Genomic DNA, 12656 nt, shown 5'->3' on the forward strand with positions numbered 1-12656 from the left:
ATTCCGGCGCGGAACTCATCGTGGAGCGGTAGGCGAGAGCCTCCAACAGAGACTCCGAATACATTAGCGCAGACCCACCTCGTCATTGAATTTTATGCTTGCAACAACGAGGCGGACCATACATTTTTATTATTCAAAGGCTAGCTGTCTGCGCGTTTTCTGAACCAGAACAATCCCGCTACAAAGAGTACCAGGCAACACAACAGCCCCAAGACAACTGACTCGGTGTACCCCATCACCAGATAGCCGCCAAGCGAAATAAACGCGACCAGCAATGCGTAAGGCAACTGGGTGGTGACATGATCAATATGGTGGCAGCTAGCGCCAGTAGACGACAAAATTGTTGTATCGGAAATCGGTGAGCAATGGTCACCAAACACTGATCCAGATAACACTGCCGCCATCATCGGCAACATCATACTTTGATGACTGCCCATCGCCATATCGGCGGCAATGGGCAGCATGATGCCAAACGTCCCCCAACTGGTCCCGGTAGAAAACGCCGTCAGTCCAGCCAACACAAATAACACTGCGGGTAACAGCGCAAATGGAATATTGCCACTTGCAAGACTCGCCATGAATTTACCGGTTTCTAACTGCCCAATAACACCAGAAATAGTCCAAGCAAACATCAGGATATAAATCGCCGGGAGCATCGATTTCGCACCGACAAACAGCCCAACAGCAATATCCCGCAGCGGTAGTTTTTGACGAAACGCCAGCAACAGCGTGGTTGCCAACCCCAAGAGCGCACCGAAGAATAACGACGCACTGACATCGGTCTTTTCAAATGCCCCAATCAGCGAAAACGTTTTGCCTTCGCTAGACAACACAGAGGAGCCACTGCTTACCATAAAATATAAGGTGGCAACGACCAAAACCGAAATGGGGATAAACAAGCCACCGACTTCGCCACTATCCGCTTCCGCCAACTCGGCGGTCGCCCCAGGCGGAACGCCTTTACTATCATCGTACAATTGCCCTTTACGAGCGTTGAGTTCGTGGCGACGCATGGGACCAACATCCAGTTCAAACAGGGCCACAAATAACAGCAGCAATAACGCAAATAAAGGGTAATAGTTCATTGGGATCATCTCGACGAAAGCGGTGAGATGCCCGGTTGACGCCATGCCATGTGTCGCCAGAATTCCGCCAATTAAGGCGATGATATACGCCCCCCAACTCGATACTGGAGAAATCACACACACGGGTGCGGCGGTAGAATCCAGCAAATAAGCCAGCTTTGCGCGGGAAATGTAATAGCGATCAGTCAACGGCCTACAGATACTGCCAACGACTAGGCTGTTAAAATAATCATCAATAAACACCACACATCCCAGAAACATGGTCAGCAATTTAGCATCGCGACGTTTGCGGATATGTTGCTTAGCCCAGTTCGCAAAGGCGCGAGCGGAACCACTGACGGTTATCAGCGCGGTGATCATGCCGAGGACTAGTAGAAAGCCCAGAATGTATAGGTTCCAACTATTGATGGCACCATCGCTCCAAAACAGGCCAGAGACCTTTTCGGCCAGATACAGCGCAGAATCGTGAATAGACCACTGATTCAGCAAAAATGTACCGATTAGAATGCCAACGCCAAGCGATAGCAGTACTTTACGGGTGAGAATCGCCAACAAGATAGCCACCACAGGCGGCAATAACGAAAGTGCCGAATCGGCATAACTGAGTACTGTCATTTTCTAATATATTCTTGTGTGACCGGCGGAGGCACAAAAAGGCACACAACAGACAGTATCGTCCCGTGTACCTGGCCGATCATCAAAGACCGACTTCTTTTCAGTAGCGCTCCACGGCAGTTAATCCAGCTATTTCTAGCCCACCATGGCAGTGCTGTCCCTGTTCGGGAACAGCCCCAACAACGGAATTGATGGTTCCAGCTGTTTCGGCACCGGATCCTTTCACGACACATCAAACGGTATCACCCTGCTTGTCGTTACTCATATCAGGCGCGCCTCTACTTCTCAGAACGCCGTTTGGCGCGAGGCAGAAAACAAAAAAGGCAGCGATGGTGCTGCCCATAGCTGCCTATCCTGACGCAGAAGCTGAATTAAATCAACTCTACCAATTTTGGCACCGCCTCGAACAGATCAGCTTCCAGACCATAATCTGCCACCTGGAAAATAGGTGCCTGTGGATCTTTATTAATCGCCACAATAACTTTCGAATCTTTCATACCCGCCAGATGCTGAATGGCTCCAGAGATCCCCACCGCAATATAAAGCTCAGGTGCAACGATTTTACCGGTTTGTCCCACCTGCAAATCATTGCTGATATAGCCAGCATCCACGGCTGCGCGAGAAGCGCCTACCGCACCACCGAGTTTGTCCGCCAACGTTTCCAGCATGGCAAAGTTGTCGGCACTGCCTAGCGCCCGACCACCAGATACAATCACTCTGGCATTCCCCAATTCAGGACGCTCAGATGCCACGGTGGTGTGCGCCAGCTCACTGCACACCGAATTTATCACAACATCTAAAGCCACTATCGCGGCATTAGCGGTTGCCGGCACCGCATCAAAAGCACTGGCGCGTACCGTTGCAACTTTCACTGCATCGAGACTTTTAACTTTTTCCAACGCATTCCCGGCGTAAATCGGGTGAACAAAAGTATCTGCGTCTTCGATTTTGACCACTTCCGATATCATCGCCACATCCAGCAAAGCTGCTACGCGGGGCAATAGATCTTTTCCCGTGGAGGTTGCGGCAGCGAAAATATGGCTGTACCCCGATGCCTGTCCCACCACCAGCTTAGCTAGATTGTCAGCCAGTTGCGCCTTATATACCGGATTATCCGCCACTAACACGCGACTAACGCCTTGCAACTTGGCAACGGACTCAGCAACCGCCGCACAAGCGCTCCCAGCAACCAGCACATCAATATCACCCGCCAGACTCGCTGCTGCCGCGATCACTTTGGCGGTTTCTGATTTGAGACTGACATTATCATGTTCTGCAATTACTAATACGGTCATGTCAGATCACCTTTGCTTCATTCTTCAATTTGTCTACCAGTTCCTCTACCGAGGCAACCATTACACCGGCTTTGCGCTCTGCAGGAGGCGTCACAGCGAGTATCTGCTGATGTGGTTTCAAGGTCACACCAAGTTCAGCGACCGTAAGCGTATCAAGCGGTTTGCGCTTTGCTTTCATAATATTTGGCAACGATGCATAACGCGGTTCATTGAGTCGCAGATCGGCGGTCACCACGGCAGGCAAAGGAAGTTGCAGTTGCTGTATTCCGCCGTCGATTTCACGGCTAACAGTCAGTTGCCCATCCGTGATATCAACCATAGAGGCAAAAGTGGCTTGCGGCATATCGGCTAAAGCGGCCAACATCTGTCCAGTCTGATTATTGTCGCCATCAATTGACTGCTTACCCATCAGGATCAATTCAGCCTGTTCGCGCGCCTGCACTGCCAGCAGTATCTTGGCAACGGATAAAGGGAGCATAGGTTCATCGGTTTCAACCAGAATGGCTCTGTCAGCCCCCAATGCCATAGCTGTACGCAGTTGTTCCTGCGCCACTTTGGGACCAATGCTCACCACTACAACTTCATCAGCTTTACCCGCTTCTTTCAGTCTTACGGCTTCTTCCACCGCGATTTCGCAGAAGGGATTCAAAGCCATTTTTAGATTAGCGGTGTCCACTGCGGTATGTTCCGCATTTACACGGATCTTGACATTGGCATCCACCACCCTTTTTACGGGTACCATTACTTTCATAGGACTTCCTTTGCTGCACTCGTAACAGATTTCTAATATGTAAGAAGCCACCTTTATAGATGACTCTATAGTTGCTGCAACTCTATGCTACGTTTACGTTCACGTCAACTGATTTAAACGAGTGTTTAGACGACAATCTTTTGACTTATTATCTTATTTATTTCTAATAAGTGACCTAAATATTGACTTAGTTATATTGGAAATTAAAAAAAACTAAGAATGAACGGAAATTCATTTGATCCATTTAAATAATGTTTCTATTATTCGTGCTGGTGTCATATTAATCCCAAGTTCTATATAGAGTGGAATCAAAATAATTATGAGCGAATTTCTCGAAATATTGACTCACGCCCGCCGCTTTAAGGCTGCTGTCAAAGATCTAAGCGTGGAAGAACTACGTGATCTAGCAAATAAACTGGAAAAGATTGTGGCTGAGCGTGAAGAAGAAGCCGCTGAAGAAGCTAAAGCACAAGCTGATCGTCTGGCTAAAATTGAAGAAATCCGGCAACAAATGGAATCAGTAGGTCTTTCTGTTGAAGATCTGGGGGTAGTTGCTGCTGCAAAACCGGTTAAAAAACGCGCACCACGTCCACCTAAATACAAAATTGAAATCGATGGTGAAACTGTTACCTGGACAGGTCAGGGACGTATGCCAACCGTATTCAAAAATGAAGTGGAAAAAGGCCGCTCCATGGACGATTTCCTGATCGACTGAAACTACAGTTGATTTTAAAAGCCCCTGTCTCAGGGGCTTTTTTGTTTCGGTATTTGATAGTCAAGATACAATATATTTTAAAAAGCCTTACAATTCGCTATTGGTGTTTACACATTATCTACGTTAACGTTAGTTCAGCCCTTCAAGTCTAGGAAAGGTTTGAACCTTCATGAATTATAAGACTTTCACCGCAGGTCTCTGCACCCTAGCCTGCCTGACAACTCAGGCCGGAGAAAGCCAGTTAACAGATAACACTCCCACCCTTACCGCACTGACTCATGCGACATTGATACTCGCACCAGGGAGTGAATTATCTAACGCAACACTACTGTTAGAGAATAACCGCATTAAAGCGATTCTTCCGGAAAATAATATTCCTCAGAATGCCTTTGAAATAAATCTTTCTGGCTTGCGGATTTATCCGGGTTTTATCGATCCTTATGCTGAATATGGCATTGAACTGCCACAAAATTCTGCTAAAGCCCAACCTCCGGTATATAACATTAAACGCATCGGGGGTAACGCCGCCAATGGTGCTATTCACGCAGAAAAAGAGTGGTTTTCCAAGGTTTATCCAGATCCCAAGGCGGCAGAGAATTGGATGAATAACGGATTCACCAGCGTTCAAAGTGCTCACCTTGATGGAATATTCCAAGGTACTGCAGTGACATTATCTCTGGCGGATAAGAAAGCAAACGAGATAATTTATAACGCTCGTGGCAAACAGTTTATGGCGTTCAATAAGGGAAGTTCTCCCCAAGATTACCCCACATCATTGATGGGGAGTATCGCGCTTATCCGTCAAACCTTCAGCGATGCACGCTGGTATAATGACAGCCTTGCAAAAGTAAAAGATTATCCCGATGATGTTAAAGCACCAGATTTTAATATTGCATTAGAACGCTTACGCAATATTAAAGAACAGGGCGTGATATTTAATAGCGGCAATCTTAATAGTGAATTACGTGCGGCCAAGCTATTGAAACAGCAAGGGCTAAAGGTGCAATTGTTGGGCAGCGGTGAAGAATATGCCCGTATCAGCGAACTGGCCGCCTATCATCCGCAGTTAATACTGCCGCTAAATTTTCCAGCAGCCCCTGATGTCAGCAACGAAACGGCAGCCGCTAATGTGACACTGTCTGAACTACGTCATTGGGAACGCGCGCCAGCTAATCCTGTGGCGGTAGCCGCGGCGAATATTCCGTTTGCGCTGACACAACACGGCATTGAAGCTAACGCTTTCTGGCCACGCTTAAAAATGGCAGTAGCCGCCGGATTAACTGAGAAACAGGCCCTCACCGCCCTAACCACTCAGGCTGCAGAACTTGCCGGTATTGCGAATGTTGCCGGAAAGCTGGCACCCGGATATATGGCGGACTTGGTCATTACCCAAGGCAATCCCTTTGTGGACGGCAAAATCGTCAGTGTCTGGTTACAAGGAAAAGAACACGCTTTACGCCCGAAAAGCTACCGCTGGCACGGGGATTACAAACTGCGTTTTGCGCAGATGGAGCTGGATCTGTCGCTGACAATGCCAGATAGCACGGCAGATAAATCCCGTGGCAGTTTCATCAGTGGTGATAAAGAACTCGCGATTACTGCAATTGATGCCGATGAGCAGCGGCTGAATTTCACGTCAGATCTCAGTAGCGCCGGCTTGCCGGGCATCAGTCGCTTTACGCTGTGGCGGGATAACGAAGGTATTCGAGGCCGCTTGTTATTAGCCGATGGAAAAGTAGAACCAGTGAACGGCCAAATAGTCGCCATGCCAACACCGGCCACTGCGCATGAGACACCGAAAGATGTCAACTACTTAGGCCATCAAGTGACGCCGATACAGGCATTTGGCGTAGACTCTCTGCCTGTCACGGAAAAGCTCCACATCCAGAATGCCACCGTTTGGACCTCTGCTGCCGCAGGGATTTTACAACACACCGATGTCTTGATAGCCAACGGCAAAATTGAACGCATCGGCCAACAGTTGGCAACCCCATCGCATTATCAAGTGATTGATGCCAATGGTAAGTATCTAACAGCCGGTATCATTGACGAGCACTCGCATATTGCCATCAACGGCGGCGTTAATGAAGGCTCTGAAGCCGTCACCGCCGAAGTGCGCATCGGCGATGTTATCGATCCCAATGCCATTGCGATATATCGGTCCTTAGCGGGAGGTGTCACTACTGCTAATCTGCTGCATGGCAGTGCTAATCCTATCGGTGGGCAAGCGCAAGTGATCCAATTACGTTGGGGCGAAACCGCTGAAGGTCTGAAATTTAAGGAAGCTAATAAAGGGATCAAGTTTGCATTAGGAGAAAACGTCAAACAAAGCAACTGGGGTGAAAACTATAACAAACGGTTCCCACAGAGCCGCATGGGAGTACAAACCCTGTTTACGGATACCTTTAACGCGGCGCTTGATTACGACGCCAGACGCCAGGAATATGCCGAACTTCGTTCCCGCGATAAGCGTAAAACACTGGAGCCTCGACCAGACTACCGCATGGAGACAGTTGCTGAAGTGGTAAAGGGCGAGCGCGATGTGCACATTCACTCCTATGTCCAGTCTGAAATTCTGATGTTTATGCGTCTGGCAGAAGCCTATGACTTCAAAGTGAAAACTTTCACCCATGTACTGGAAGGTTACAAAGTTGCGCCAGAACTTGCGGCGCATGGAGCCGGAGCATCCACCTTTGCGGATTGGTGGGCCTATAAATTTGAAGTCTATGACGCCATTCCACAAAATGCCTGCTTGCTACAACAGCATGGAGTGCTCACATCCATTAACTCAGACGACAATGAGATGCAACGACGGCTGAATCAAGAGGCTGCCAAATCGATTAAGTATTGCAACATGTCAGCAGAAGATGCCTGGAAGATGGTCACCATCAACCCAGCCAAGCAACTGGGCGTGGATGATGTCACCGGTTCAATAGAAGTCGGCAAACAGGCGGATTTAGTGCTGTGGGATCATAATCCACTGTCCGCCTACGCCAAGACTGAGGCGGTGTGGATTAACGGTAAACGCTACTTTGACCGGCAACAGGATGCCCAGAAAACGCAAGCCATTGCCGAAGAACGCGAAGCGCTGATCCAGAAAGTGTTGCACAGCAGTGAAGAGCGCAAGCGAGGTGAACAATCAGCGCTAGAACAGGAACCGATGTGGCACTGTGATACTGAATACAATGCTTGGAACCGTCAGAAGGAGCATGCCCTGTGAACATTATTCAACGTACGCTGTTCCTGACGCTCTTAAGCACTTGCTGCAGTACGGCGTTTGCCTATGACATGGTACCGGCAGCGAAGCCACAAGCTGCCACCTTGCTGAAAAACGCTACGGTACACACAGTGCTGAATGGCACCTTGCCACACACAGACTTATTACTTGAAAACGGAAAAATCAAAGCCATTGGCAGTCACTTAACAGACGCTAGCGCCACTGTGGTAGATCTGACAGATAAACATGTCTATCCGGGGCTGATAGCCCTTGATACCACGTTAGGACTCACCGAAATCTCTATGGTTCGTTCCACCAACGATACCAGTGATGTCGGTGATGATAATCCACAATTACTGGCCGCAGCCGCCTACAATCCCGATTCAGAACTGCTGCCAACAGTCAGGGCCAACGGTATCACCCACGCCCAAAGCACGCCTCGAGGTGATGGCTTGGCAGGGCAATCGGTATTGGTCAACTTAGATGCCTGGACCATTGAAGACGCCACACATGCCGCCACTGCGCAATATCACCTGTACTGGCCTGAGTTACCTAGGGTTTATGCTGATAGCGAACGCACTAAGAAAGCAGCCGAGGCCTATCAACAAGCCGTCAAACGCATTAAACAACACTTTAATGCGGCGTACCGCTATCAGCTAAGCATTACCGGTAAACCACATCAAAAAGAGGATATTCGCTGGCAGGCACTTGAGCCGCTGTTCAAGGGGAATGGCAAACTGTTTGTCCATGCCGATCAGCAGCAGGCTATTGAAGAAGCCGCAGCTTTGGCCCGCCAATACCAGTTGCCACTGGTTATTGTAGGCGGCTACGATGCCTGGCGCCTAGCTGATATGTTGAACGAACTCCATGCTGCCGTTATCTATACCCATTGTCTGGATCTACCAGAGCGAACCGACGACCCAATAGCACAAGCCTTTAAAATTCCGGGATTGCTGAAAAAAGTAGGCATCCCGTTTGCCATTGGCTTTAGCGATGACTGGGATAGCCGTAATTTACCGTTAGCGGCAGCGCAAACGGTCGCATGGGGATTGACCCAAGAAGAAGCTTTAAAAGCCATCACTTATGACGCGGCCCAGTTACTAGGCGCCAATGGACTCGGTGCAATAGTTGAAGGCTATGATGCCAGTCTAGTGGTAAGTGATGGCGACATTCTCGACCCGATGACCAGTAAAATTGACGCGTTATATATCGATGGACGGCAAGTTGATCTGAATAATCGTCATCGTCAGCTTTATCAAAAGTACCTCAAGCGATAGAATCAGCCTAATCGTCCTGCACCATTGCAGGACGTAATCCGCCCTCTATCCATAAGGTACGACCATGAAACAACTGGTTATTTTTCCACTGGCAGCAATGCTATGCGCCTGTGGCAGCGATTATACCTTCAATTCCAACCTCGACCGTAAGGCGTTCAAGGAATACTTCAAACCTTCCGAAGTGCAACTGTTTGATCATAGTCAGCCAACAGTGGCTTACGATACTTTAGGGTTGGTAGAAGGCAGTGCTTGTCAGATGGAAGAAAATGGTGTGCCTGCCAGTTTAGCGGATGCACGCACCGATGCGCGCCGTAAAGCCGCCGATATTAAAGCTAATGGACTGATTATCAAAAGCTGCACTGAACTGAAAGAACCTGGGAAAGGATGTTACAGCAGCGCTATTTGTGTTGGCCAAGCTATCCGTCTGCACCAAAAGAACTGAACTTTCCTTTATGCAGTTTGAAAACAAAATCGCAGCCGTTGCCGTATGCCGAACGCCTTATAAGCAGAAATTTGGCATCCCCAGACAACCAGGGCTGGTAGACTTTGTCAGGGGTTATGTGGAACTGGTGCCGCCCTATAACCATATCGATGCCGTAAGAGGACTGGAACAATATTCCCATCTGTGGCTACTGTTTTGTTTCCACGAAAATCTGGCACAAGGCTGGAAAACCACAGTGCGACCGCCACGGCTTGGCGGCAATGAGAAACTCGGCGTATTCGCCACCCGCTCCACTTTCCGCCCGAACGGGATTGGTCAGTCAGTAGTGAAATTACACGCAGTGCATCAGCAAAAAGGCAAAGTGGTATTGGAAATTTCCGGCATGGACCTGTTGGATGGCACGCCGGTTATTGACATCAAACCCTACATTCCATTTTCCGATGCGATTCCTGACGCCTTAGGCGGCATTGCCCAGCAAGCTCCAGAACAAGTGAATGTCAGTTTTAGCGCAGACGCAGATGCCCAAATCGCTAGCATCAGTGCACGGTATCCTGGCCTTAAACAGTTAATTATTGCAGTGTTAGCGCAAGATCCACGACCCGCCTACAAAAAAGCAAAAGACGACCCGAAACGCTATCAGGTGGCATTATACGATCTCGATATCTTCTGGTATGCCACCGCTGCGGGGATTGAAGTGGTGGCACTACAACCAGCCCCCGCCAAGCGACAGGAACAAAACTGCGATGCTACCGTCTAGCGCTGAAGCCATGCAGGCACAGCATAAAAAGCGATTGTCATGGATGCCCTGGCTTTGGTATCGGCTAAAACCCAAACACCTGCTGTGGGCTGCACCGTGGCAACAACAAGTTCAGCAACAACTCACGGCACTGGAAACTATCACCATTGGCGAGAACTGTTTTATTGCCCCCGAGGCAGCACTGTTTGCTGAACCCGGTCGCCCCATAACCATTGGCAAGCAGTGCATGATCGCCGCTAACTGTTTTATTCATGGACCTGTCGCTTTAGGTGACGAAGTCAGTATCAATCACAGCTGCTCACTGGATGGCGGCAGCAAAGGCATTGTGATCGGCAACCAGACCCGTATTGCCAACAATGTCACCCTCTATGCCTTCAATCACGGCATGGCACCGGATATGCCAATATATCGCCAAAGCAGCCAATCCCGCGGCATCGTTATCGGTCGAGACGTCTGGGTGGGCGCGCAAGTAGGGATTGTCGATGGCGTGACCATTGGTGATGGTGCGGTTATCGGTATGGGCGCTATCGTCACCAAAGATGTACCTGCGTGGGCCATTGTGGCTGGCAACCCGGCGGTTATCATAGGCGATCGGCGGCAAAAACCCCTGACGGGCAGTAATATCGATTCACCACTGGACTGAAAGCATAAAATTGTGGATTTACCCGCAGCGGTAGCGTGACATCATCAGAGCAGGTGATAAAATGTCGGCCATTCAATTTCATGGGGTCCTGGGTAAATGCGAATCAGCCAATACCTACTATCAACTCAAAAGGAAACTCCTGCCAACGCAGAAGTGGTTAGTCATCAACTTATGCTGCGCGCGGGGATGATCCGCCGTAACGCTTCTGGCCTATACAGCTGGTTACCATCAGGTTTGCGCGTACTGCGTAAAGTCGAAGCCATCGTGCGCGAAGAGATGGAAAAAGCCGGAGCCATCGAAATCCTGATGCCAATGGTGCAGCCGGGCGACCTGTGGGTCGAAAGTGGTCGTTGGGATAAGTTTGGTCCAGAACTGCTGCGTTTTGTTGACCGTAATAACCGTGATTTTGTCCTCGGCCCGACACACGAAGAAGTGATCACCGACCTGATCCGCAAAGAGATCAGTTCATATAAGCAGTTGCCACTGACCCTGTTCCAGATCCAGACCAAATTCCGTGACGAAGTGCGACCACGTTTTGGGGTAATGCGTGCCCGTGAGTTCCTGATGAAAGATGCCTACTCTTTCCATCTGGATCAACAGACCATGGATGATACCTACCACGCCATGTACACCGCCTACTGCAATATCATGTCACGCATGGGCTTAGAGTTTCGTCCGGTGCTGGCCGATACTGGTTCTATCGGTGGCAGCATGTCCCATGAGTTCCATGTGCTGGCGCAAAGCGGTGAAGACTTGATTGCCTACTCAACCGGCAGCGATTACGCCGCCAATATTGAGAAAGCCGAATCACCACTACCCACCACCACTCGCGCAGCAGCCACAGCAGCAATGCAATTGGTGGATACTCCCAATGCCAAAACGATTGAAGAGCTGGTTAATCAGTTTGGCCTCGCCATCGAAAAAACCGCTAAAACATTGATCGTCCGGGGTGACAGTGAAGAAACCCCATTGATCGCAGTGATGGTGCGTGGCGATCACGAGCTGAACGAAGTGAAGGCCAGCAAATTACCGGGAGTTTTGGCTCCACTGGAATTTGCCACTGAAGCGGAAATCCGAGCGGCCATTGGTGCCGGCCCAGGTTCCCTTGGTCCTGTTAAGCTGAAAATGCCACTGTATATTGATCACGCAGTTGCCGTGATGAGTGATTTTGGCGCAGGTGCTAACCTTGATGGTAAGCACTATTTCAATATCAACTGGGAACGGGATGTTACCCTGCCACAGGCATTTGATATTCGTAACGTGGTTGAAGGTGAAGCCACCCCGGATGGTAAAGGCACTTATGCTTTTGCCCGTGGCATCGAAGTGGGCCATATCTTCCAGCTCGGTACCCGTTATTCACAAGCGATGAACGCCACCGTGCTTGATGAAAATGGCAAATCACAAATCATGCTGATGGGCTGTTATGGTGTCGGCGTTAGTCGTATCGTAGCGGCTGCAATTGAACAGAATCATGACGATCGCGGTATTATTTGGCCAGATGCGATTGCGCCGTTCAAAGTGGGCATTCTGCCGATGAACATGCACAAGTCACATCGGGTCACAGACATCGCCGAACAGCTTTATAAAGATCTGCAGGCCGCAGGGATTGAAGTGCTGTTTGATGATCGTAAAGAGCGTCCAGGGGTGATGTTTGCCGATATGGAACTGCTGGGTATCCCACATACTATCGTGATTGGCGACCGCAATATTGACGCCGGGGTATTTGAGTATAAAAATCGCCGTACCGGGGAAAAGCAAGAAATCCCGATGGCGGAGATTGTCGATTTCATCAAAAACACGGCAATTTAAGCCGAATGCCGTTCCCCGGTTGGCCGGGGAACCCTAAGCGCTAATGCCGG

Annotated in this window: 10 protein-coding genes and 1 riboswitch; of the genes, 7 read left to right on the top strand and 3 right to left on the bottom strand. The window is 49.5% G+C overall.

Going from position 1 to position 12656, the window contains the following annotated elements; translation table 11 throughout:
• Positions 1-140 precede the first annotated feature (140 nt).
• From IE064_RS15905 to IE064_RS15915, 3 genes are all read right to left on the bottom strand, one after another.
• Positions 141-1700, bottom strand: a complete 1560-nt coding sequence (locus IE064_RS15905; protein WP_189618706.1) for a Na+/H+ antiporter NhaC family protein — start codon at positions 1698-1700, stop codon at positions 141-143.
• A 96-nt stretch (positions 1701-1796) separates the two neighbouring features.
• A riboswitch (Lysine riboswitch) is annotated at positions 1797-1989 on the bottom strand.
• Between the two features lie 82 nt (positions 1990-2071).
• On the bottom strand, positions 2072-2995 hold the full coding sequence (locus IE064_RS15910; protein WP_189618707.1) for an electron transfer flavoprotein subunit alpha/FixB family protein: 924 nt from the start codon (positions 2993-2995) through the stop codon (positions 2072-2074).
• Between the two features lies 1 nt (position 2996).
• Positions 2997-3746 carry an electron transfer flavoprotein subunit beta/FixA family protein gene (locus IE064_RS15915; RefSeq protein ID WP_189618708.1) on the bottom strand — a complete coding sequence of 250 codons (750 nt, stop codon included), beginning with the start codon at positions 3744-3746 and terminating at the stop codon, positions 2997-2999.
• Positions 3747-4065: 319 nt separating this feature from the next.
• Between IE064_RS15915 and IE064_RS15920 the strand changes: the two genes are divergently transcribed.
• The 7 genes from IE064_RS15920 to IE064_RS15950 all read left to right on the top strand — a co-directional run bounded on the left by IE064_RS15920 (position 4066) and on the right by IE064_RS15950 (position 12606).
• Positions 4066-4461 carry an H-NS histone family protein gene (locus tag IE064_RS15920; RefSeq protein ID WP_133040613.1) on the top strand — a complete coding sequence of 132 codons (396 nt, stop codon included), beginning with the start codon at positions 4066-4068 and terminating at the stop codon, positions 4459-4461.
• A 169-nt stretch (positions 4462-4630) separates the two neighbouring features.
• Positions 4631-7681 carry an amidohydrolase family protein gene (locus tag IE064_RS15925; protein WP_189618709.1) on the top strand — a complete coding sequence of 1017 codons (3051 nt, stop codon included), beginning with the start codon at positions 4631-4633 and terminating at the stop codon, positions 7679-7681.
• Positions 7678-8955: an amidohydrolase family protein gene (locus IE064_RS15930; RefSeq protein ID WP_373295283.1), complete on the top strand. Its 1278-nt coding sequence runs from the start codon at positions 7678-7680 to the stop codon at positions 8953-8955. The genes IE064_RS15925 and IE064_RS15930 overlap by 4 nt, the downstream gene beginning before the upstream one ends.
• Before the next feature lie 64 nt (positions 8956-9019).
• On the top strand, positions 9020-9397 hold the full coding sequence (gene rcsF / locus IE064_RS15935) for an Rcs stress response system protein RcsF (RefSeq protein ID WP_133040611.1): 378 nt from the start codon (positions 9020-9022) through the stop codon (positions 9395-9397).
• Between the two features lie 10 nt (positions 9398-9407).
• Positions 9408-10154, top strand: a complete 747-nt coding sequence (gene tsaA / locus IE064_RS15940; RefSeq protein ID WP_189618710.1) for a tRNA (N6-threonylcarbamoyladenosine(37)-N6)-methyltransferase TrmO — start codon at positions 9408-9410, stop codon at positions 10152-10154.
• Positions 10141-10797: an acyltransferase gene (locus tag IE064_RS15945; protein ID WP_189618711.1), complete on the top strand. Its 657-nt coding sequence runs from the start codon at positions 10141-10143 to the stop codon at positions 10795-10797. The genes tsaA and IE064_RS15945 overlap by 14 nt, the downstream gene beginning before the upstream one ends.
• 96 nt (positions 10798-10893) lie before the next feature.
• Entirely contained in the window at positions 10894-12606 is a 1713-nt protein-coding gene (locus IE064_RS15950; protein ID WP_189618712.1) for a proline--tRNA ligase, read from the top strand.
• Positions 12607-12656: the final 50 nt, after the last annotated feature.

It is taken from the genome of Shewanella fodinae (genome assembly GCF_014651955.1).
In the GTDB taxonomy this organism is placed as follows: domain Bacteria; phylum Pseudomonadota; class Gammaproteobacteria; order Enterobacterales; family Shewanellaceae; genus Shewanella; species Shewanella fodinae.

Excerpts from the sequence above, each read along its gene's own strand:
- rcsF (WP_133040611.1), top strand. The coding sequence starts at position 9,020 with ATGAAACAACTGGTTATTTTTCCACTGGCAGCAATGCTATGCGCCTGT.
- IE064_RS15945 (WP_189618711.1), top strand. The coding sequence starts at position 10,141 with ATGCTACCGTCTAGCGCTGAAGCCATGCAGGCACAGCATAAAAAGCGA.
- IE064_RS15925 (WP_189618709.1), top strand. The coding sequence starts at position 4,631 with ATGAATTATAAGACTTTCACCGCAGGTCTCTGCACCCTAGCCTGCCTG.
- IE064_RS15950 (WP_189618712.1), top strand. The coding sequence starts at position 10,894 with ATGCGAATCAGCCAATACCTACTATCAACTCAAAAGGAAACTCCTGCC.
- tsaA (WP_189618710.1), top strand. The coding sequence starts at position 9,408 with ATGCAGTTTGAAAACAAAATCGCAGCCGTTGCCGTATGCCGAACGCCT.
- IE064_RS15910 (WP_189618707.1), bottom strand. The coding sequence starts at position 2,995 with ATGACCGTATTAGTAATTGCAGAACATGATAATGTCAGTCTCAAATCA.
- IE064_RS15915 (WP_189618708.1), bottom strand. The coding sequence starts at position 3,746 with ATGAAAGTAATGGTACCCGTAAAAAGGGTGGTGGATGCCAATGTCAAG.
- IE064_RS15905 (WP_189618706.1), bottom strand. The coding sequence starts at position 1,700 with ATGACAGTACTCAGTTATGCCGATTCGGCACTTTCGTTATTGCCGCCT.
- IE064_RS15920 (WP_133040613.1), top strand. The coding sequence starts at position 4,066 with ATGAGCGAATTTCTCGAAATATTGACTCACGCCCGCCGCTTTAAGGCT.